Origin of the sequence: Massilia sp. Leaf139 (assembly GCF_001424165.1) — a bacterium.
Lineage (GTDB): Bacteria > Pseudomonadota > Gammaproteobacteria > Burkholderiales > Burkholderiaceae_D > Telluria.
On record NZ_LMOJ01000001.1, the window covers coordinates 159485 to 179963 of the forward strand.

General features: G+C 64.5%; 17 protein-coding genes. 13 read left to right on the forward strand and 4 right to left on the reverse strand.

The annotated features are described in order from the left end of the window. Nucleotides 1-31 precede the first annotated feature (31 nt). The gene (ahpF, locus tag ASF77_RS00705; RefSeq protein WP_056336128.1) at nucleotides 32-1621 is read left to right on the forward strand and encodes an alkyl hydroperoxide reductase subunit F; all 1590 of its coding nucleotides are present in this window, start codon (nucleotides 32-34) and stop codon (nucleotides 1619-1621) included. Nucleotides 1622-1961: 340 nt separating this feature from the next. Here the strand turns inward: ahpF and ASF77_RS23935 are convergent, their stop codons facing one another. Continuing rightward, nucleotides 1962-2102, reverse strand: coding sequence for a hypothetical protein (locus ASF77_RS23935; protein WP_156648689.1), 141 nt, complete (start codon nucleotides 2100-2102; stop codon nucleotides 1962-1964). A gap of 278 nt (nucleotides 2103-2380) precedes the next feature. On the opposite strand from ASF77_RS23935, the gene ASF77_RS00710 reads away from it, so the two are divergent. The 6 genes from ASF77_RS00710 to ASF77_RS00735 all read left to right on the forward strand — a co-directional run bounded on the left by ASF77_RS00710 (nucleotide 2381) and on the right by ASF77_RS00735 (nucleotide 11067). Beyond that, the gene (locus tag ASF77_RS00710; RefSeq protein ID WP_229445257.1) at nucleotides 2381-4006 is read left to right on the forward strand and encodes an ATP-dependent DNA helicase RecQ; all 1626 of its coding nucleotides are present in this window, start codon (nucleotides 2381-2383) and stop codon (nucleotides 4004-4006) included. A 72-nt stretch (nucleotides 4007-4078) separates the two neighbouring features. Further along, a complete protein-coding gene (locus ASF77_RS00715; protein ID WP_056332905.1) occupies nucleotides 4079-5137 on the forward strand; it encodes a ligase-associated DNA damage response exonuclease in 1059 nt (352 codons plus the stop codon). Further along, nucleotides 5130-6770 carry an ATP-dependent DNA ligase gene (locus ASF77_RS00720; protein WP_056332908.1) on the forward strand — a complete coding sequence of 547 codons (1641 nt, stop codon included), beginning with the start codon at nucleotides 5130-5132 and terminating at the stop codon, nucleotides 6768-6770. The genes ASF77_RS00715 and ASF77_RS00720 overlap by 8 nt, the downstream gene beginning before the upstream one ends. Next, complete coding sequence (locus tag ASF77_RS00725) at nucleotides 6767-9223, forward strand: ligase-associated DNA damage response DEXH box helicase (RefSeq protein WP_056332913.1); 2457 nt, start codon at nucleotides 6767-6769, stop codon at nucleotides 9221-9223. Before ASF77_RS00720 ends, ASF77_RS00725 begins: the two co-directional genes overlap by 4 nt. Further along, the gene (gene pdeM / locus ASF77_RS00730; protein WP_056332917.1) at nucleotides 9220-9870 is read left to right on the forward strand and encodes a ligase-associated DNA damage response endonuclease PdeM; all 651 of its coding nucleotides are present in this window, start codon (nucleotides 9220-9222) and stop codon (nucleotides 9868-9870) included. The genes ASF77_RS00725 and pdeM overlap by 4 nt, the downstream gene beginning before the upstream one ends. An 81-nt stretch (nucleotides 9871-9951) precedes the next feature. Next, entirely contained in the window at nucleotides 9952-11067 is a 1116-nt protein-coding gene (locus tag ASF77_RS00735; RefSeq protein WP_056332921.1) for a glycine zipper 2TM domain-containing protein, read from the forward strand. A 240-nt stretch (nucleotides 11068-11307) separates the two neighbouring features. Here the strand turns inward: ASF77_RS00735 and ASF77_RS00740 are convergent, their stop codons facing one another. The 3 genes from ASF77_RS00740 to ASF77_RS00750 all read right to left on the reverse strand — a co-directional run bounded on the left by ASF77_RS00740 (nucleotide 11308) and on the right by ASF77_RS00750 (nucleotide 13744). Further along, entirely contained in the window at nucleotides 11308-12105 is a 798-nt protein-coding gene (locus ASF77_RS00740) for a Crp/Fnr family transcriptional regulator (protein ID WP_056332926.1), read from the reverse strand. Nucleotides 12106-12553: 448 nt separating this feature from the next. Further along, entirely contained in the window at nucleotides 12554-13198 is a 645-nt protein-coding gene (locus ASF77_RS00745; RefSeq protein WP_056332929.1) for a response regulator transcription factor, read from the reverse strand. 78 nt (nucleotides 13199-13276) lie between these two features. Continuing rightward, entirely contained in the window at nucleotides 13277-13744 is a 468-nt protein-coding gene (locus tag ASF77_RS00750; protein WP_056332932.1) for a universal stress protein, read from the reverse strand. A 387-nt stretch (nucleotides 13745-14131) separates the two neighbouring features. On the opposite strand from ASF77_RS00750, the gene ASF77_RS00755 reads away from it, so the two are divergent. The 6 genes from ASF77_RS00755 (at nucleotide 14132) to leuB (ending at nucleotide 20472) form a co-directional block, all read left to right on the forward strand. After that, nucleotides 14132-15004, forward strand: a complete 873-nt coding sequence (locus ASF77_RS00755) for a protein phosphatase CheZ (RefSeq protein WP_056332935.1) — start codon at nucleotides 14132-14134, stop codon at nucleotides 15002-15004. Next, nucleotides 15004-16899, forward strand: coding sequence for a chemotaxis protein CheA (locus tag ASF77_RS00760; RefSeq protein WP_056332938.1), 1896 nt, complete (start codon nucleotides 15004-15006; stop codon nucleotides 16897-16899). Before ASF77_RS00755 ends, ASF77_RS00760 begins: the two co-directional genes overlap by 1 nt. A 231-nt stretch (nucleotides 16900-17130) precedes the next feature. Next, entirely contained in the window at nucleotides 17131-18531 is a 1401-nt protein-coding gene (leuC, locus tag ASF77_RS00765) for a 3-isopropylmalate dehydratase large subunit (RefSeq protein WP_056332941.1), read from the forward strand. Between the two features lie 30 nt (nucleotides 18532-18561). Beyond that, nucleotides 18562-18684, forward strand: coding sequence for an entericidin A/B family lipoprotein (locus ASF77_RS25085; RefSeq protein ID WP_156648690.1), 123 nt, complete (start codon nucleotides 18562-18564; stop codon nucleotides 18682-18684). 34 nt (nucleotides 18685-18718) lie between these two features. Then, the gene (gene leuD / locus ASF77_RS00770) at nucleotides 18719-19366 is read left to right on the forward strand and encodes a 3-isopropylmalate dehydratase small subunit (RefSeq protein WP_056332943.1); all 648 of its coding nucleotides are present in this window, start codon (nucleotides 18719-18721) and stop codon (nucleotides 19364-19366) included. Nucleotides 19367-19374: 8 nt separating this feature from the next. After that, entirely contained in the window at nucleotides 19375-20472 is a 1098-nt protein-coding gene (gene leuB, locus ASF77_RS00775) for a 3-isopropylmalate dehydrogenase (protein ID WP_056332946.1), read from the forward strand. Nucleotides 20473-20479 lie beyond the last annotated feature (7 nt).

Genomic DNA, 20479 nt, shown 5'->3' on the forward strand with positions numbered 1-20479 from the left:
TCCAAAGTTCACCGAATACAAGGAAACCACCATGCTGGATGCAAATCTCAAAAAGCAGTTACAAGCCTATTTGGAAAAAGTGGTGCAGCCGATTGAGATCGTTGCATCGCTGGACGCCTCGCCCAAAGCGCGAGAAATGGAAGAGTTGCTCAAGGAAATTACCTCCTTGAGCACCAAGATTACGTATCGCGAAGACGGCAATGCCGTGCGCAAGCCTTCCTTCGCCATCAACCGCGTCGGCACCGACATCGGCATCGAATTTGCCGCGATTCCGCTCGGCCACGAATTCACCTCGCTGGTGCTGGCCCTGCTGCAAGTGGGCGGCCACCCGATCAAGTTCGACGACGCGGTCATCGAACAGATCAAGAACCTCGACGGCGACTTCGTCTTCGAAGCCTTCATTTCGCTGTCCTGCCATAACTGCCCTGAAGTCGTGCAGTCGCTGAACTCGATGTCGATCATCAATCCGCGCATCAAGGTCACGACCATCGACGGCGGCCTGTACAAGGATGAAGTCGAGTCGCGCCAGATCCTGGCCGTGCCGATGATGTTCCTGAACGGCGAGCACTTCGGCCAGGGCCGCATGAGCGCCGAGGAAATCCTCGCCAAGCTCGACACCGGCGCCGGCAAGCGCAAGGCCGCCGAGCTGAGCAAAAAAGAAGCCTTCGACGTGCTGATCGTCGGCGGCGGCCCTGCCGGCGCGGCCGCGGCGATCTACGCCGCCCGCAAAGGCATCCGTACCGGCGTCGTCGCCGACCGCTTCGGCGGCCAGGTGCTCGACACCCTCGCGATCGAGAACTTTGTCTCGATCAAGGAAACCGAAGGCCCGAAGTTCGCCGTCTCGCTGGAAGAGCACGTCAAGCACTACGAGGTCGACATCATGAACCTGCAGCGCGCCTCGAAGCTCGAGCGTGTCGGCAACCTGTTCGAAGTGCAGACCGAAGACGGCGCCGTGCTGAAATCGAAGTCGGTCATCATCTCGACCGGCGCCCGCTGGCGCGAAATCAACGTGCCGGGCGAAAAGCAGTACAAGAACCACGGCGTGGCCTATTGCCCGCACTGCGACGGCCCGCTGTTCAAGGGCAAGCGCGTATCGGTGATCGGCGGCGGTAACTCGGGCGTCGAAGCGGCCATCGATCTGGCCGGCATCGTCGAGCACGTGACCCTGATCGAGTACGGCAACGAGCTGCGCGCCGATGCGGTTCTGCAGCGCAAGCTCTACAGCCTGAAGAACGTGGACGTGATCAAGGGCGCACAGACGACGGAAATCCTGGGCGACGGCAAGAAAGTCACCGGCCTGACCTACAAGGATCGCGCCAGTGGCGAAGTGAAAACCGTGGAACTGGCGGGCGTGTTCGTGCAGATCGGCCTGGTGCCGAATGCCGAATGGCTGAAGGGCACGCTGGAATTGTCGCCGTACGGCGAGATCGAAGTCGACGTGCGTGGCGAAACCTCGCTGCCGGGCGTCTTCGCAGCTGGCGACGTGACCACCGTGCCGTTCAAGCAGATCGTGATCGCCGTGGGTGAGGGCGCCAAGGCCTCGCTGGCCGCCTTCGACTACATGATGCGCCTGCCGACCGAAGAGACGGACGCGGTCGACATGGATGCCAAGGCTGCCTGAGTCATCGCGTAGGGTAGTAAACGAAACGCCATCCCGGTGTAGATCGGGATGGCGTTTTTTGTTTACGTTCGCACGGCGGTAGGGTAGTCGGCTCCACCCATTTGTTCGACACGACGCGGCTCGTGCGCCGCCCACGCGCTCAACGCACGTATGCATCACAACAAAAAGCGCCAACCCATGGTATATGGGCTGGCGCTGTCGCTTATTAATTGCCGGCGGATATGATTGCACCGGTCTCAACTTGTTTCCTGGCGTTATCGTGCGCCAGTTGCAGCAATGTTTTGCGACAATGATTTCAGCCAGATATCACTATCCGCCTTGTCGCAAACCATCGCGGAAATCAGTGGAACATCAATACCGCTGCGCTCTGCAGGGCGTTCGTTTCGACCACCAGCCAGGTGGCGGCGGCGGCGAGGGCAAGCTGGAGTGCGGTCAGGGTGGTAGGGATCGAGCGAATCATGATGGTTTCTCCGGTCTTCATGGTCGTGTTTTCGTTTGGTATGGTGCCATTCTGAGGCCTTGCCCCAAGCCGCGGCATCGGCGGGGATTCCGCCGTTCTGTAGGAAAAGACCTTGCGGCGGTGTCTCAGCAGTAGGAAGGGCCTCAGAGAGGCGCTCCTACGCCGACTCTAGCCCGCGTCCTATAGTCGTGCTCGCGCGCGAAATCTACAGTGGCGGCATGACCCGACACGACCCCCAACTCCTCCATAATGGCCTGCTTGCAGTGCGCCGCCATTCCATCAAAAAGCTGTTGCGCTCCGTGTTCGGTCTCGAACGCCTGCGCGATGGCCAGCAACGTGTGATCGACAGCATCCTGGACGGCAAGGACACGCTGGCCATCATGCCCACCGGTGGCGGCAAATCGCTGTGTTACCAGATCCCGGCGCATATCCTGAAAGGCACGACGGTCGTCGTCTCGCCCCTGATCTCGTTGATGAAAGACCAGCTCGGGAAGCTGGAGGAACTGGGTATCCGCGCCTGTCAGGTCAACAGCAGCCTGAACGCCGACGAAGAACATGCGGCGCTCGACGCCATCGCTGCGGGCGCATGCGAGATCGTGTTCTGCACGCCCGAACGCCTGACCTCCCCTGAGTTCCTCGACGTGCTCAAACAGGCCAAAATCGTGCTGGTCGCCGTCGACGAAGCCCATTGCATCTCGCAATGGGGTCACGATTTCCGTCCGGCCTATATCGAGATGGCGGCCGCGATCGCCGCATTGGGCCAGCCGCCGGTGCTGGCGCTCACCGCCACCGCCACCGACGAAGTGATCGAAGACATCGGCCGCCAGCTGAACCGGTCGCGCATGAATGTCATCAATACCGGCATCTACCGCCCGAACCTGCATTACAGCGTGCGCCAGGTGACCAATCTCGCCGAAAAATTCCAGGAAGCGCGGCGCCTGGTGGCGGAAAGCGAGGGCGTCGGCATCGTCTACGCCGCGACCGTCAAGGCGGCCGAGGAGATGCACCGCATCCTCGAGGAAGCCGGCGAATCGGTCACGCTCTACCACGGCAAGCTGCCCAGCGCCGAGCGCAAGGCGAACCAGGACTTGTTCATGAACGACGAGCGGCGCGTCATGGTCGCGACCAATGCCTTCGGCATGGGCATCGACAAGAGCGATACCCGCTTCGTGATCCACCTGCAGATTCCGGCCAACCTCGAATCGTATTACCAGGAGTCCGGCCGCGCGGGGCGCGACGGCGTGGACGCCAGCTGCACGCTGCTCTTCCTGCAGGACGACAAGCGCCTGCAACAGTTCTTCCTGGTGAAGCATTATCCGGATGCGGCCGAGATCCGCTCGGTGTATGAAGCCGCGCGCGAACTGGCGGATAGCGGCGCCGTCACGACCGAGCGCATCGAAGAACAGCTGGCCGACCTGAACGAGGCCAAGATCAAGGTCTGCCTGAAGCTGCTCAAGGACGGCAAGCTGGTGCGCCAGAACCGCAAGCTCGAATTCGTGCTGACCGCCGCCGAACCGAAGGCGGCCACCTTCGAAGCGCTGGCCGCCGTCTACGTGCAGAAGCAGGAGCACGACCGCGAGTCGCTGGAAAAGATGGTGAGCTATGCGGTGAGCGGCTTTTGCCGCTGGAAGCTGATGCTCGATTATTTCGGCGACGAAGTCGAAGGCTTCGAGAAGTGCTGCAAGTGCGACAACTGCAAGAACCCGCCGTCGATGAACCTGGACGATATCGAGATCCGCGACGACGAGTTCGACCATACGCCGGAACCGGCGCCAAGCGGCCCGCAGTTCGAACCCGGCATGCGGGTGACGGTGCCGAAGTACGGGGAGGGCGTGGTGGTGTCGGTGGCGGGCGACCAGATCGGCATCGACTTCCCGGACGGCGAGCACAAAAGCTTTATGGCAGACTTCGTAACGATCGCCTGACGCGGCCTCATGGCTGCGTTGCAGCGTCTCGCCCGCGTCATGCAATCGTGAGTTCTACTGAATAAGGATCTTATGGGTGATATGGTGGTAGTGCGCAAGGAGGGGCTGTACTGCGTCCCTGGCGGGTTCTATATCGATCCCTGGCGCCCGGTCGAGCGCGCCGTGATCACGCATGCCCACGGCGACCATGCGCGCTACGGCCATGGCAAATACCTGACCGCCGCCAGCGGCGTCCATGTGCTGCGTTCGCGCCTCGGCGAGATCAACGTCGACGGCCTGGAATATGGCCAGACGGTCGTGCACAACGGCGTCACCATCTCGCTGCACCCGGCCGGGCACGTACTCGGGTCGGCCCAGGTGCGCATGGAGTATCAAGGCGAAGTCTGGGTCGCGTCGGGCGACTACAAGATCGAACCGGACAAGACCTGCGCGCCCTTTGAGCCGGTACGCTGCGACACCTTCATCACCGAATCGACCTTCGGCCTGCCGATCTACCGCTGGGAACCGGAACAGTCGATCTTCGACGACATCAACCGCTGGTGGCAAAAGAACGCCAACGAAGGGCGTGCGAGCGTCATCTTCGGCTATTCCTTCGGCAAGGCCCAGCGCATCCTGTCCGGGCTCGATCCATCCATCGGGCCGATCGTCTGCCATGGCGCGGTCGAGCCGCTCAACCGTGTCTACCGCGAGGGCGGCGTAGCGCTGCCGGCGACCCTGATGGTGAGCGACGTCGACAAGGCGGCCCTGAAGCAATCGATCATCGTGGCGCCGCCGTCGGCCTCGGGTTCGGCCTGGATGAAGCGCTTCGGCGACTACAGCGACGCCTTTGCCAGCGGCTGGATGCAGCTGCGCGGTGCACGGCGCCGGCGCGGGGTCGACCGCGGCTTCGTGCTGTCCGATCACGCCGACTGGCCCGGCCTGATGAGCGCGATCGCCGCCACCGGCGCCCAGCGCATCATCGTCACCCACGGCTCGATTCCCGTGATGGTCAAGTGGCTGTGCCAGCAGGGCCTGGACGCGGCCGGCTTCGACACCGAATACGGCGACGACGATGACGACGTCGGCATTGCCCCCCAGCCGGCCACGGAAGGAGAGCAGGCTGTCGAAAAGCAGGAGACCAGCGATGCGTGAATTCGCCCGCCTGTTCGCCGAACTCGACGAAACCACCGCCACCAACCGCAAGCTCGAAGCCCTGCAGCAGTATTTTTCCACGGCCGCGCCCGAGAACGCCGCCTGGGCCGTCTACTTCCTCGCCGGCGGCAAGCCGAAGCAGGCCGTGCCGACCAAGCTGCTGCGCCAGTACGCGATCGAATACGCGGTGCTGGACGAATGGCTGTTCGACGAGTCGTACAACGCGGTGGGCGACCTGGCCGAAACCATCGCCCACATCCTGCCGCCGCCGGAAAAGCGCAGCGACGTCGGCCTGGCCGAATGGATGACGGAGCGGATCGGCCCCCTGCGCGGCGCCGACCCCGGCGTCATCCGCGAAGCCCTGTTCAGCTACTGGAACGAGCTGACCACGCCCGAGCGCTTCCTGTTCTGCAAACTGATCGGCGGGGGCTTCCGGGTCGGCGTCTCGAAGCTGCTGGTGACGCGCGCGCTCGCCGCGATCGCCGCCGTCGACAGCAAGCTGATCGCCCAGCGCCTGATGGGCTGGACGGACGGCAGCGTGCGCCCGACGGCGACCAAGTTCCTGCAGCTGATCGCGGCGCAGTCGGACGAGGAGCACAACCTGCGCGGCGGCCAACCCTATCCCTTCTTCCTCGCGCACCAGCTGCAGGGCGACCCGGTGGCGCTGGGCGAGCTGCACGACTGGCAGGTCGAGTGGAAGTACGACGGCATCCGCGCCCAGCTGGTGCGGCGCGGCGCGCAGAACTACCTGTGGTCGCGCGGCGAAGACCTGATCAGCGAACGCTTCCCCGAACTGTGCAGCGTGCGCCTGCCCGAGGGCACGGTGGTCGATGGCGAAGTGCTGGTCTGGGATCATGGGAACGATGTGCCGGCGCCCTTCGCGGAACTGCAGCGCCGCATCGGCCGCAAAACCCTGTCCGCCAAGCTGCTGGCCGAACTGCCGGCGGTGCTGGTCTGCTACGACCTGCTCGAACTCGACGGCGTCGACCTGCGCCAGCTGCCCCAGCACGAGCGGCGCGCGCTGCTGGAAACCCAGGTCGCCGCCATCGACCAGCCGCAGCTCAAGATTTCGCCGCTGGTGCATGCCGAGGGCTGGGAAGCGCTGGCCGCCCTGCGTACCGAATCGCGCAACCGCGGCGTCGAAGGCATGATGGTCAAGGCGAAGAGCGCGCAGTATGGCGTGGGCCGCACCAAGGATGTCGGTACCTGGTGGAAGTGGAAGGTCGACCCGTATTCGGTCGACGCGGTGCTGATCTATGCCCAGGCCGGCCACGGCCGGCGCGCTTCACTCTATACGGATTACACCTTCGCCGTCTGGGACGACGACGAAGGCCACGGCGAGCGCAAGCTGGTGCCCTTCGCGAAAGCCTATTCCGGCCTGACGGACGCGGAGATCGCCCAGGTCGACAATGCGATCCGCAAGACGACGCTGGAAAAATTCGGCCCGGTGCGCGCCGTGAAGCCGACGATGGTGTTCGAGATCGGCTTCGAAGGCATCGCGCTGTCCTCGCGTCACAAGGCAGGCATCGCGGTGCGCTTCCCGCGCATCCTGCGCCGGCGCGACGACAAGACGGTCGAGGATGCCGACACCCTCGATACCCTGAAAGGCCTGCTGGCCGCCGCGGGTGCATGAGCGGGCCGAAGCCGACCGACGTCAGGAACTGGTTCGCCTCGCGCGGCTGGAAGGCCTTCCCGTTTCAAAAGGAAGTGTGGAAGGCGGCGCTTGCCGGCCAGTCCGGGCTGCTGCACGCGAACACCGGCGCCGGCAAGACCTATGCCGTCTGGCTGGCGGCGCTGCAGCGCGGGGCGCTTTCCAAAGGCCGGATGAGCGGGCTGCGCGTGCTGTGGATCACGCCGATGCGGGCGCTGGCCGCCGACACCCAGCGCGCGCTGGAGGAATCGGCCGCGGCGCTGGCGCCCGAATGGACGGTGGGCGCGCGCACCGGCGATACCGGCTCGGCCGAGCGCGCGCGCCAGGCGCGCAAGTGGCCGACCAGCCTGATCACGACGCCGGAAAGCCTGTCGCTGCTGCTCAGCCATGCGGCTGCGGAAGAGCAGTTCAAGCACCTCGACATGATCATCATCGACGAGTGGCACGAACTGATGGGCAGCAAGCGCGGGGTGCAGGTGCAGCTGGCGCTGGCGCGGCTGCGGCACTGGCGGCCGGGCCTCGTCATCTGGGGCGTGTCGGCGACGATGGGCGACCTCGACCTGGCGCGCCAGGTGCTGCTGGGCGGCCTGGAAGGCGTCCTGGTCGAGGGCGACTCCAAGAAGGAGATCGTCGTCGATTCGCTGATCCCGAAGGATGTCGCGCGCTTTCCCTGGGGCGGCCACCTGGGCCTGCAGATGCTCAAACCCGTAATCGACGAGATCGAGCACTACGATGCGACCCTGGTGTTCACGAATACCCGCGCTCAATCCGAGATCTGGTACCAGAACATCCTCGAGCTGCGTCCCGACTGGGCCGGCGTGATCGCGCTGCACCACGGTTCACTGGCGCGCGAGGTGCGCGACTGGGTCGAGATGGGCCTGAAAAAAGGCGACCTGAAGGCCGTGATCTGCACGGCCAGCCTCGACCTGGGCGTGGATTTCCTGCCGGTCGAACGCGTGCTGCAGGTCGGCAGTGCCAAGGGTATCGCGCGCCTGCTGCAAAGGGCGGGGCGCAGCGGCCATGCGCCGGGGCGGGTCTCGCGCGTGACCCTGGTGCCGACCAACAGCATGGAGATCCTGGAGGCGGCCGGCGCCAAGAAGGCAGTCGCCGCGCGCAAGATCGAAGGGCGCTATGTGCCGAACAAACCCTTCGACGTGCTGGTGCAGCACATGGTCACCGTGGCGCTGGGCGGCGGCTTTCGTTCCGAGGCGTTTTATGAAGAGGTGCGCCGCGCCTGGTCGTATCGCCATCTCACCGAAGAGGAATGGCAGTGGGCGCTCGATTTCGTCGCGCGCGGCGGCCAGAGTTTGACCGTGTATCCGGAATACCGGCGCGTGCTGCCGGACGAGGAGGGCGTCTACCGGGTGCCTGACACGGCCATCGGCCGCCGTCACCGCATGGGCATCGGCACCATCGTCTCGGACGCGACGATCCAGGTGAAATATGTCAGCGGCGGGCGCATCGGCAGCATGGAAGAGTCCTTCATCGGGCGCCTGAAGCCGGGCGACCATTTCCTGTTCGGCGGGCGCATCCTCGAGTTCGTGCGCGTGCACGAGATGACGGCTTTTGTAAAACGCGCGACCGGTAACCGCGGCGCGATCGCGCGCTGGCAGGGCACCAAGATGCCGATGTCGTCCGAGCTGGCGCATGCCGCGCTCGAGCAGCTGCGCCAGGCGGACGAGGGCCGCTTCGAGGGGCCGGAAATGCAGGCCATCCGGCCGCTGATCGAGATCCAGCAGAAGTGGTCGGCCCTGCCCACGCTCGACACCTTGGTGCTGGAATCGATGAAGAGCCGCGAGGGCTATCACCTGTTCGTCTATCCCTTCGCCGGGCGCTCTGTGCACATGGGGCTGGCCTCGCTGATGGCCTACCGCATCGGGCGGCGCCAGCCGATCACGTTTTCGATCGCGATCAACGACTACGGCTTCGAGCTGATGGCGCCGGAGCCGGTCGACTGGGAACGCGAATTCGCGGGCGCGACGGGGCTGGATGTGGGCCTGTTCGACACCGAGCATCTGCTGGAGGACGTGCTCGACAGCCTGAACGCAACCCAGCTGTCGCAGCAGCGTTTCCGCGAAGTGGCGCGCATTGCCGGTCTGGTGTTCCAGGGGTATCCAGGCCAGCCGAAATCGAACCGGCAGGTGCAGGCCTCGTCGTCGCTGTTCTTCGAAGTCTTCCGCAAGCACGACGCCGGCAACCTGCTGCTGACGCAAGCCCAGCGCGAGGTGCTGGAACAGGAACTGGAATTGACCCGCCTGCGCGATACGCTGGCCGAACTGCATGCACGCAAAGTAGCGTATCGTGTCGTGAAACGCGCAACGCCCTTCGGGTTTGCGCTGATGGTCGAGCGCTTCCGCGAAAAAGTGAGTACCGAGAAATTGAATGACCGCGTAGCGCGCATGGTGCGCGAACTGGAGAAGGCTGCTGCCGTATGACGGGTTCTGTTGTCGAAGTTGCTGGTGAACGTTTGTTGCTGTTGCCGGAAAAAGCCGTGTACTGGCCGGCCGAAAAGATGCTGATCATTGCCGACATCCATTTCGGCAAGGCCGCCTCCTTCCGCGCCCAGGGCATCCCGGTGCCGCGCGGCACCACTACCGAAAACCTGCTCGGGCTCGACGCCCTGATCGACGCCCACGGCGCGCGCCACGTCGTGTTCCTGGGCGATTTTCTTCATGCGCGCGCGGCCCACGCGTCCAGCACCCAGCAGGCGATGCTGGCCTGGCGCGAGCGCCGCCGCGACCTGCGCCTGACCCTGGTGCGCGGCAACCACGACAAGCACGCGGGCGATCCGGCCGCCACCCTCGGCATCGAACTGGTGGACGAGCCGCACATGGTAGGGCCGTTCGCGTTCTGCCATCATCCCGACCTCGACACGGGGGGCTATGCACTGGCAGGCCACGTGCATCCGGCCTGGGTGCTGGCGACCCGCTTCGATTCGCTGCGCCTGCCGTGCTTCGTCGTCGGCAGCGAGCGCATGATCCTGCCTTCCTTCGGCTCGTTCACCGGCGGCCACGTCGTCACGCGCGAGGCGGGCGACGCCATTTTCGTCACCTCAGGCGAGGCCGTGCACAGCGTACGTTAGCGCACTGTTTCCTTTTTGGCAGCGGCGTACTGTGTAAGTACGTTGAAGACATTTGTCGCGCCCTATCGAAGAGGAGACATCATGAAGCTGAGAGCCACCCTGAGCACCACGCTGATCGCGCTGCTGCCGCTGTGCTCCCTGACCCTGGCGCCGGCCGCCGCGCAAGCCCAGCAATATGCACGCGAAAATGGCGGCAGCCCGATCATCCGCGGTTTCAATGTCGAGGAAGTGCGGCGCCTGGCGCCCGGCGTGGAACTGCATTTCGACCTGTACGGCACGCCCGGCGGCACCGCGACGCTGCGGATCGACGGCGCCACGCGCAATGTCCACATGACGGAAACCGAACCCGGCCAGTACGTCGGCACCTATGTCATCGGTGCGCGCGACCGCATCGCGAATACCAGCGCCGTCACCGCCAACCTGCGCGTGGGCAACCGCGTCGCGACCGACGTGCTGAGCGAATCGGTGGTGCGCGACGGCGCGCCGCGTCCGAACCGGCGCGGCGACCTGGCCTCGGTGCCGCGCATCGAACGCTTCGAAGTGCGCGCCAGCGACGAGCTGGCGCCGGGCAACGATCTCGGCTTCACCGTTTTCGGTACGCCGGGCGCACGCGTCGAGCTGACGATGGTCGGCGCGCGCGGCGTGTTCTTCCTGCCGGAAGTGCGTCCGGGCGAATATTCCGCCGACTACACGATCCGCCGCAACGACCGCATTGCGCCCGACAGCCGGGTGACGGCGACGATCCGCGCCAACGGCCGCTTCACGACCCAGGTGCTGGGCCGTCCGTTGCTGGCCGGCGGGCCGCGTCCGGTGGCCGGCCCGGCCGTCGCGACGAGTGCGCCGCGCACCGCGCGCTATTGCACCAACTGCGCCACGGTAGAAGCGGTGAACGTGGTGGAAGTCAGCGGGCAGGGCAACTACCTCGGCACGGTCGGCGGCGCCGTGGTCGGCGGCCTGCTCGGCAACCAGGTCGGCAGCGGCAGCGGCCGCACGGCGGCGACGGTGGCCGGCGCCGTCGGTGGCGCGATGGTCGGCAACAACATCGAACGCAACCAGCGCCGCTCGCAACGCTACGAAGTCGTCGTGCGCTATGCAGGCAACGGGGCGACGCAGACGCTGCAGTACGAGAACGATCCGGGCTTCCGGGCGGGGGATGCGGTGCGCGTCAATAATGGGGTGCTGTCGCGGGATCAGTAAAGGGGCGTCGAAAATACTGATGTAGGGTGGGCGGGTCTTCCCGCCCACGCGTTCAACCAGCGGTTGCGTTGTCGGACTGGATTTGGAACGCAGGTCATTCAATGCATCGGTGCAAAGAGCATCCGGGCATGCAAGTGTGCGTTGAACGCGTAGGCGGGAGAACCCGCCCAACCTACAAACAACAACGGCTCCGACACGTCGGAGCCGTTTTGCGTTGCCGGCGCTCGCCGGCAAATCAGGTTACGCCGTGGCCAGCACCTGGTCGTCCCCAGCCGCGTCGAGCTCGGCCTTCTGCTTGGCGCCGGCCGCCTTGGTGCGCGAGCGCGACGGTGGCAGGCGGCGCAGGGTTTTCAGGGCTTCCGGATCCTTGATGCCGATCGTGCGCTGATCCACCGTGATCAGACCGATTTCGTTAAAGGCAGACAGGGTACGGCTCACCGTTTCCAGCGTCAGGCCCAGGTAGCTGCCGATCTCGTGGCGCGTCATGCGCAGGTTGAACAGCTTGCTCGAGTAGCCCATGGCGGCGAAGCGGTCGGCCAGCGAGACCAGGAAGCGGGCCACGCGGGCCTCGGCGGAAAGGGCGCCGAGCATGCCGATCATGGCCTGTTCACGCACCAGCTCGCGGCTCATGACGCCGTACATCAGATTTTCCAGTTCCATGTGCACCCGGCCCAGCGCCGTCAGCTTCTTGAACGGCAGCAGGATCAGGTCGCAGTCGGACAGGGCCACGGCCTCGGAGGCGTAGTGGCGGGTGTGGATGCCGTCGACGCCGAGCATGTCGCCCTTCATCGGGAAGCTCAGCACCTGTTCGTTGCCGAACTCGTCGATCAGCACCGTTTTCAGGAAGCCGGAGTTGACGATGTACAAGGTGTCGAAGGCCTGGCCGATGGTGTGGACACGCTGGCCGGTCTTGAACTGTACGTGCTGGAACAGCAGTTCTTCGGAATTGATCGAGACGGCGGCCGGGATGTGCAGGAGGTCGCAGACTTCTTTCAGGTTGGACCACAGACGGCCCTGGCGCTGGCGGCCTGCCTCCATTGGCGTGGAGTGCATGGTCGACGTGGCATTGCGTTGTTCTGGCGTTGGCTGGGACTGCATGCTTTTTCTCCAGTGAAGAAATCTGGCTGGTGTGGCTTGCTGCGGGTGCCACTACCGGGTGCTTCAATAGGATTCGTCAAGCGGCAGGCTTGGCTTACGGAGAAAAATTAGATCGCAAGCAAGTCGATACGCTGAATTCAGTATGCCAACACGAGTTCGGCATTGGTATCAGCAATGGCTGAATGTGTAGGTAGGAGGGATGGTAGGACTGTAGGAATTTTCTTACCGCAGCGGGGCGTCGCTGGAAAAGCGCTCCCGCCGGGGCTTGACGAAACTGCGGGGGGAGTCCTACGGGAGCGTGGCGGGCAAGGCACAAATGGACACCTGGCGCTGTCCAAGCATAATGCGCCGGACGGCGGGCCGTGCGGCCCAGTCCGGCTTGGTAGGGTCAGGCTTTCAGCGGCGCCAGCAGGCGATGGGCGACAGCGTATTGCACCATTTCCGACAGCGAGGTCATCCCCATTTTCTGCATGATGCGCGTCTTGTGGGTGCTAACGGTTTTTACCGACAGGTGCAGGTTGTTGGCGATCTCGGTGATCGACTTGCCGCCCACCAATAGCGAAAACACCTCGAACTCCCGGTCGGACAACTGCTTGTGCAGCAGCTGCTCGTTGGGCGCCATGATGTTCAGGGCCAGCTGCTCGGCCACTTCGGTACTGATATAGGGGCGTCCCGAGGCGACCTTGCGGATCGCGCCGACCAGCTGGGTGCCCGCGCTTTCCTTCGTCAGATAGCCCTGGGCGCCGGCGCGGATCGCGCGCACCGCATACTGTTCTTCCTCGTGCATGGTGAGAATCAAGATCGCCAGCTTGGGCGCCTCGCTGCGCACTTGCCGGATCAGGTCGACGCCGCTGCGTCCGGGCATCGACAGATCGAGCAGCAACAGGTCGAAGCCGCCCTGGCGTACTAACGACAACACTTCGAAGCCGTTGGTTGCCTCGCCCACGATCTCGACGTCGAGCGCCCCGTCCAGGATACGCTTGAGTCCCTCGCGCATGATCGTATGGTCATCTGCAATGACGATTCTAATCACTGTCCCATCCCCCGCGCCGCGGCCTGCCGCGGCTGCTCTATATAGTGCACGCCGCGGCGCGGCGTGCCGGCACCGGCTCTAGCTTGCGGCCGGCTCGTTGATCAGCCGGTGCACCAGTACCGGCTTGGTCGTGTGCGACAACACCTTGTTCGTGACGCTGCCCAGCAGGATCTGGCCCCAGCCGCTGCGCCCGTGCGAACCCATGAAGATCAGGTCGCAGGCTTCCTGCTCGGCCACGTCGACGATCTTGAGTGCGGTGGCGTCGGAAAACGCCGTCATGCAGCTGTGATTGAGTCCGGCTTGCTGGCACGAGCGCATGATCTTGCCCATGTAGTCTTCGCCGGTACGCCGCATCTGGGCGATGTAGTCGTCCTCGCTGGGGTAGGAGGGAGGGATGATTTCGACGTACACGGGATACTGGTATTCCGGTGCGACGAACAGGGCCAGTACTTCGGCCCCCATCTGGTGCGCGAACTTGACGCCGGCGCAGGCCGTATGCTGCGACACGGCCGAACCGTCAGTGGTGATCAGGATTTTTCGGTACATGATGAGCCCCCTCCAAACGCCACGCCATTGTGGCTGCTGTTGCCGGTTCCGGGCTTGCGATAGCGCAACCTGTTGACTTTGCTCAAACACGAACTCGCCTGCACCGGAACGCCTCGAAAAAAGATGCACAATCGACGCGACCACAAAACAACACCTGACTTGCGAAAATATTCAGGAACTGCACGGTTTTATTGTCGCGGAATTAAGATTCCTTGTCCATTTCGTCGTATTGCTTTTTCCGAGATTTACCTACGGCAACTACGCTGCTAAACTCGCTTACTGATTTTTCGGGCTTCCAGCGACTGCATGACGCGCGCGGAAGTCCCACCCCACGGACCGAAGCACGCAACAATTGCGACACATTCATATTATGGAGAAGCAGGGATTATGACCGACGCCGCCGACGATTTCGACGCCTTATTCGAGGAAGTGGCAGCCCAGCGCGCGAGCGCGCCGGCCCCCGCACCCGCCCCGGCTGCAGCGGCCGCGCCGGCAGCTGCGCCCGCCGATGAAGACGACCTGGAAGCCCTGTTCGACCAGGTCGCCTCGAGCCAGCCGGCCGCACCGGCGAATCCGCCGGCCGCCGCTGTCGCCACCGCCGCTGTGGCTAGCGTTGCCATGGCATCGGTTGCCGCCGACGAAGGTGTCGAGGGCGACAAGAACATGTACGAACGCCTGGGCGGTATCGTGCGCCTGCTGCACGACTCGCTGCGCGAGCTCGGCTACGACCGCGCGCTGACCGAAGCGTCCTCGCAGATCAACGATGCCCAGGATCGCCTGGAATACGTCGCCACGCTGACCGAGCAGGCCGCCAATAAGGTCTTGAACACCCTGGACGAAGGCATGCCGGCGCAGGACAAGCTGTCCAAGCAGGCCCAGGACATGTCGGGCCGCTGGGACGCCCTGTTCGCAGGCAAGCTGAGCCTGGATGAGTTCAAGGCTCTGGCCGGCGACTCGCGCCAGTTCTCGCAGGCCGTGTCGGAAGCGACCGAGGCGGAAAAAGCCCGCCTGTTGGAAATCATGATGGCCCAGGACTTCCAGGACATCACCGGCCAGCTGATCAAGAAAGTGGTCACGATCACCAAGACCGTGGAAAACGAATTGGCCCAGCTGCTGCGCGACAATGCGCCGCCAGAAACGCGCGCCAAGCTGGCTGAAAAAGAAGCTGCTCCGGTGCAGCTGATGTCGGGCCCGTCCGTGCCGTCCGCGGCGCTGGACCAGGATAACGTCGACGACCTTCTTGCCGATCTGGGATTCTAATGGACGATATGCTCAAGGACTTCGTCGTCGAGGCGATGGATCTGGCAGTCAATGTTGAAGAACACCTCCTGCGCCTCGAACGCGATCCGGAAAACAAGGAAACGCTCAATGCGGTGTTCCGCTCCTTCCACACGATCAAGGGCGGCGCCGGCTTCATGGGCCTGCCTGCGCTGGTCGCGGCCTGCCACCTGACGGAAAACCTGTTCGACGCCCTGCGCACGGGCGCCGCGCCGGTCACGCCGCTGTCGATCGAGGCGGCGCTGCAGGCTTCGGGTTTCGTGGCCGACCAGCTCAACGACCTGAACAACGGTGCGACGCCGGAACAGCTGGCGCCGATGCCGGCCGACCTGGAACGCATCCTGACCGACGCGATCGAGGGCAAGTCGGAAGCGGCACCTGCCGCCGCCGCGCCGGCCGCACCGGTGGCGGCTCCTGCCGCAGCTCCGGTCGCCGCCCCGGCCGCCCCCGTGGCAGCCGTCGGTGAGGATGGCCTCGACTGGCCTGCGATGTACAACGCCGTGGTGCCGGCCAGCGCCGCCATCGCTGCAACGCCGGCCGTGGCCGCGCCCGAGGCGCCGGCTGCTGCCGTATCAGCTGCACCCGCAGCTGCACCCGCAGCCGCGGCCGAAGCTGCCGCACCGGCCGCCAAGGCAGGCTGGGACGGCGTCGACCGCCGCGGCAGCGAAGGCAAGGCCGCCGCCGCCGCGCCGGCGAAAGACGAAAGCATCCGTATCGATGCCGTCAAACTCGACGCGCTGTTGGAAGTGGCCGGCGAATCGGTGCAGGCCGCCAACCAGGCCGCCGTGCTGCTCGAACGCCTGTCGCAGTTCAAGTTCGAAGGGCAGGCCGCCACCCTGATGGCCACGCTCACCGAAACGCTGGAACGCGCCTCGCGCTATTCGGCCGAACTGCAGCGCGCCACGCTGGCCACCCGCATGCAGCCGGTGGGCCGCCTGTTCCAGAAGTTCCCGCGCCTGGTGCGCGAACTGGCGAAAGACCTCGGCAAGGACGTCGAGCTGACCATCGAAGGCGCCGAGACCGAAGTCGACCGCGTCGTCGTGGACAGCCTCTACGATCCGCTGGTGCACATGCTGCGCAACGCGCTCGACCACGGCGTCGAGTCGCCGCAGGAGCGTGTCGCCGCCGGCAAGCCGGCGAAAGCCTTCATCCTGCTGAAAGCCTGGCAGGAAGCCAACAGCGTCATGATCGTGCTGCAGGACGACGGCAAGGGCATGGATCCGATCAAACTGCGCCGCAAAGCCATCGACAAGGGCCTGATCGGCGAGAACGGTGCCCAGAGCGACGAGGATGCGTATCAACTCGTGTTCCTGCCGGGCTTCTCGACGAAGGAAGTGGCGTCCTCGGTCTCGGGCCGCGGCGTGGGCATGGACGTCGTGAAAACGGCGGTGGAAAAGAACCGCGGCGCGATCCGCATCGATTCCTCGCTCGGCCACGGTACCAAGTTCGCCATCCGTCTGCCGATCGAACTGTCGATCGTGCCGACCATGCTGGTCTCCACGTCGGGCGCTTCGCTGGCGCTGCCGATGGCGGTGGTCGAGCGCGTGGTCGAACTGCCGGAAACCTTCTCGATGGTCGGCGGCGCTCCGGTGCTGAAAGACCAGGGCCGTCCGCTGCCGGTGCGCTCGCTGGCCGGTTCGCTCGGTTACGAAGAGGCGGTCGAACGCGTCGGCATCGTCATCAACGCGCCGCAGCCTTACATCCTGGCGGTGGAAGCGGTCGATGGCACGGCCGACCTCGTGATCAAGCCGATGACGGCGCTGACCGTCGAGGGCATCACCGGTACCGCGCGTTCGGCCGAAGGCGAACTGGTGCTGGTCGTGGGCCTGTCCTTCCTGATGGACGGCTGCCGCAGCACGGTGCGCATGGCGGCATAAAACGCACTGAACCGGTGAAAAAGGGCGCAATCAGCCCTTCCAATAAAAGCCTGCGCAGCCGATGCGCAGGCTTTTTTTATTTGCATTTTAAGAGCGTAGTGCAAATCTTGTTCGTCTACGACGATATAAATGAGCAGGATCGTGCAAAATGGCCCCATTACTGCCGCAGTGCACAATTATGGCATAATCAAAATCCCCTATTCAGACGGGCCGGTTCTACAGGCAACAAGCATGTTAAAAACGCTCTACGACAAACTCTGGGAATCGCACATCGTGCGCGCCGATGCGGACGGCACGACCGTGCTCTACATCGACCGCCACCTGGTGCACGAAGTCACCAGTCCGCAGGCTTTCGAAGGCCTGCGCGAAGCGAAGCGGGGACTCTGGCGCAATGCGGCCAACCTGGCCGTGGCCGACCACAACGTGCCGACCACTGACCGCCGCGAAGGGATCGCGGATCCGACCTCGCGCCTGCAGGTGGAAACGCTCGACAGCAATGCCAAGAGCTTCGGCCTCACCTACTTCAACATGAACGACAAGCGCCAGGGCATCGTCCATGTGATCGGGCCGGAGCAGGGCGCGACGCTTCCCGGCATGACCGTGGTCTGCGGCGACTCGCACACCTCCACCCACGGCGCCTTCGGCTGCCTGGCGCACGGCATCGGCACCTCGGAAGTCGAGCACGTGCTGGCGACGCAGACGCTGCTGGCGAAGAAGTCGAAAGCCATGCTGGTGCAGGTCGACGGCGTGCTGCCCAAGGGCGTCACGGCCAAGGACATCGTGCTGGCCGTGATCGGCAAGATCGGCACCGCCGGCGGCACCGGCTATGCCATCGAATTCGGCGGCTCGACCATCCGTTCGTTGTCGATGGAAGGGCGCATGACGGTCTGTAACATGGCGATCGAAGCGGGCGCGCGCGCCGGCATGGTAGCCGTGGACGACACCACGATCGACTACGTGAAAGGCCGGCCGTTTTCGCCGGTCGGCCCGCAGTGGGAACAGGCCGTGGCCTACTGGCGCACGTTGCATACCGATCCGGGCGCGAAGTTCGACCTGGTCGTCACGCTCGACGCGGCGCAGATCCGCCCGCAAGTCACCTGGGGCACTTCGCCCGAGATGGTCACCGCCATCGACGGCCGCGTGCCCGATCCCGACCAGGAAAAGGATGCCGTGCGGCGCGACGCCATGGAAAAGGCGCTGACCTACATGGCCTTGCAGCCGAACACGCCGATCGAGAACATCCGCATCGACAAGGTCTTCATTGGCTCCTGCACGAATTCGCGCATCGAGGATCTGCGCGCCGCCGCCGCCGTGGTGCGCGGCCGCCAGCGCGCCTCGAACGTCAAGCTGGCGCTGGTCGTGCCGGGCTCCGGCCTGGTGAAGGAACAGGCCGAACGCGAAGGCCTCGACCAGATTTTCAAGGCCGCCGGCTTCGAATGGCGCGAGCCGGGCTGCTCGATGTGCCTGGCGATGAACGCCGACCGCCTGGAACCGGGCGAACGCTGCGCCTCGACCTCGAACCGCAATTTCGAAGGCCGGCAAGGGCAGGGCGGGCGCACCCACCTGGTGTCGCCGGCCATGGCCGCTGCAGCCGGTATCGCCGGCCACTTCGTCGACGTCCGCGCACTCTGATTTTTTACCACTCATTACTTCAACACCATCATGAAAAAAGTACTCGCCCTCTCCCTCGTTGCCATCGTTCTCGCAGGCTGCAACACGATTTCCGGCATCGGCCGCGACGTGCAGAAAGTCGGCCAGGTCGTCACCGGCGCCGGCGGCAAATAAGGCAAACAAAGCGAACCAACTTCGGGAGCATGACATGGACAAATTCACCGTACACGAAGGCCTGGTGGCGCCGCTCGACCGTGCCAACGTCGATACCGACGCCATCATCCCGAAGCAGTTCCTGAAGTCGATCCGCAAGACCGGCTTCGGCCCGAACCTGTTCGACGAGTGGCGCTATCTCGACCACGGCGAGCCGGGCCAGGACTGCACGAACCGCCCGCTCATTCCGGACTTCGTGCTGAACCAGCCGCGCTACGCGGGCGCCTCGATCCTGCTGACGCGAAAGAACTTCGGCTGTGGCTCTTCGCGCGAGCATGCACCCTGGGCACTGCAGCAGTACGGTTTCCGCGCCATCGTCGCGCCGAGCTTTGCCGACATCTTCTTCAACAACTGCTACAAGAGCGGCCTGCTGCCGATCGTGCTCACCGAAGCGCAAATCGACCAGCTGTTCGACGAGGTGAAAGCGACCATCGGTTTCAAGCTCGTGGTCGACCTGGAAAGCCAGGTGCTGCGCACGCCGGACGGACGCATCGGTTTCGAGTTTGCGATCGATGACTTTCGCAAGTACTGCCTGTTGAACGGCCTGGACGACATCGGCCTGACCCTGCGCCACGCCGACGAGATCCGCGCCTTCGAGGAACGCCACCTGGCACGCCAGCCCTGGCTGGCCAATACCATCTGAAAGGCAGCATGACAACGCATCCAAGCACGCATCCAAGCAAAATCGCTATCCTGCCGGGCGACGGCATCGGCCCCGAAATCATGGCGCAAGCCGTGCGCGTACTCGAGGCGCTCGGCGAATCCTTCGAGATGGAACGCGCGGACGTGGGCGGCGCCGGCTATGCCGCGCACGGCCATCCGCTGCCGGAATCGACACTCAAACTGGCGAAGGAAGCGGACGCCGTGCTGTTCGGCGCCGTCGGCGACTACCAGTACGACACGCTCGAGCGCGCGCTGCGGCCGGAACAGGCCATTCTCGGCCTGCGCAAGGAGCTGGGCTTGTTCGCGAACCTGCGTCCCGCGATCCTGTATCCGGAACTGGCGGGCGCTTCGACGCTCAAGCCGGAGGTCGTGTCGGGACTCGATATCCTCATCATCCGCGAGCTCACCGGCGACATCTATTTCGGCAAACCGCGCGGCGTGCGCGAATGTCCCGACGGGCCCTTCAAGGGCCAGCGCGAAGGCTTCGACACGATGCGTTATGCCGAAGGCGAGATCCGCCGCATCGCCCACGTGGCCTTCCAGGCCGCGCAGAAACGCGATAAGAGGGTGACCAGCGTCGACAAGGCCAACGTGCTCGAGACCTTCCAGTTCTGGCGCGACATCGTCACCGACGTGCACAAGGAGTACCAGGACGTCGAACTCGAACACATGTACGTCGATAACGCGGCCATGCAGCTGGTGCGCGCGCCGAAGAAGTTCGACGTCATCGTCACCGGCAACATGTTCGGCGACATCCTGTCGGATGCAGCCGCGATGCTGACCGGTTCGATCGGCATGCTGCCCTCGGCCTCGCTCGACGCCAATAACAAGGGTTTGTACGAACCCTCGCACGGCTCGGCGCCCGACATCGCCGGCAAGGGCATTGCGAACCCGCTGGCGACGATTCTGTCGGCTGCGATGATGCTGCGCTTCTCGCTGAACAAGCCTGAACAGGCCGAGCGCGTCGAGGCCGCCGTGAAGCGCGTCCTCCAGCAAGGATTGCGCACAGCGGATATATTCGAGGATGGCACGCAGCGCGTAAGCACGGAACAAATGGGCGACGCCGTGGTGCGCGCGCTCGGCTAAATTTTTA

Excerpts from the sequence above, each read along its gene's own strand:
- ahpF (WP_056336128.1), top strand. The coding sequence starts at position 32 with ATGCTGGATGCAAATCTCAAAAAGCAGTTACAAGCCTATTTGGAAAAA.
- ASF77_RS23935 (WP_156648689.1), bottom strand. The coding sequence starts at position 2,102 with ATGAAGACCGGAGAAACCATCATGATTCGCTCGATCCCTACCACCCTG.
- ASF77_RS00715 (WP_056332905.1), top strand. The coding sequence starts at position 4,079 with ATGGGTGATATGGTGGTAGTGCGCAAGGAGGGGCTGTACTGCGTCCCT.
- ASF77_RS00720 (WP_056332908.1), top strand. The coding sequence starts at position 5,130 with ATGCGTGAATTCGCCCGCCTGTTCGCCGAACTCGACGAAACCACCGCC.
- ASF77_RS00725 (WP_056332913.1), top strand. The coding sequence starts at position 6,767 with ATGAGCGGGCCGAAGCCGACCGACGTCAGGAACTGGTTCGCCTCGCGC.
- pdeM (WP_056332917.1), top strand. The coding sequence starts at position 9,220 with ATGACGGGTTCTGTTGTCGAAGTTGCTGGTGAACGTTTGTTGCTGTTG.
- ASF77_RS00735 (WP_056332921.1), top strand. The coding sequence starts at position 9,952 with ATGAAGCTGAGAGCCACCCTGAGCACCACGCTGATCGCGCTGCTGCCG.
- ASF77_RS00740 (WP_056332926.1), bottom strand. The coding sequence starts at position 12,105 with ATGGAGGCAGGCCGCCAGCGCCAGGGCCGTCTGTGGTCCAACCTGAAA.
- ASF77_RS00750 (WP_056332932.1), bottom strand. The coding sequence starts at position 13,744 with ATGTACCGAAAAATCCTGATCACCACTGACGGTTCGGCCGTGTCGCAG.
- ASF77_RS00755 (WP_056332935.1), top strand. The coding sequence starts at position 14,132 with ATGACCGACGCCGCCGACGATTTCGACGCCTTATTCGAGGAAGTGGCA.
- ASF77_RS00760 (WP_056332938.1), top strand. The coding sequence starts at position 15,004 with ATGGACGATATGCTCAAGGACTTCGTCGTCGAGGCGATGGATCTGGCA.
- leuC (WP_056332941.1), top strand. The coding sequence starts at position 17,131 with ATGTTAAAAACGCTCTACGACAAACTCTGGGAATCGCACATCGTGCGC.
- ASF77_RS25085 (WP_156648690.1), top strand. The coding sequence starts at position 18,562 with ATGAAAAAAGTACTCGCCCTCTCCCTCGTTGCCATCGTTCTCGCAGGC.
- leuD (WP_056332943.1), top strand. The coding sequence starts at position 18,719 with ATGGACAAATTCACCGTACACGAAGGCCTGGTGGCGCCGCTCGACCGT.
- leuB (WP_056332946.1), top strand. The coding sequence starts at position 19,375 with ATGACAACGCATCCAAGCACGCATCCAAGCAAAATCGCTATCCTGCCG.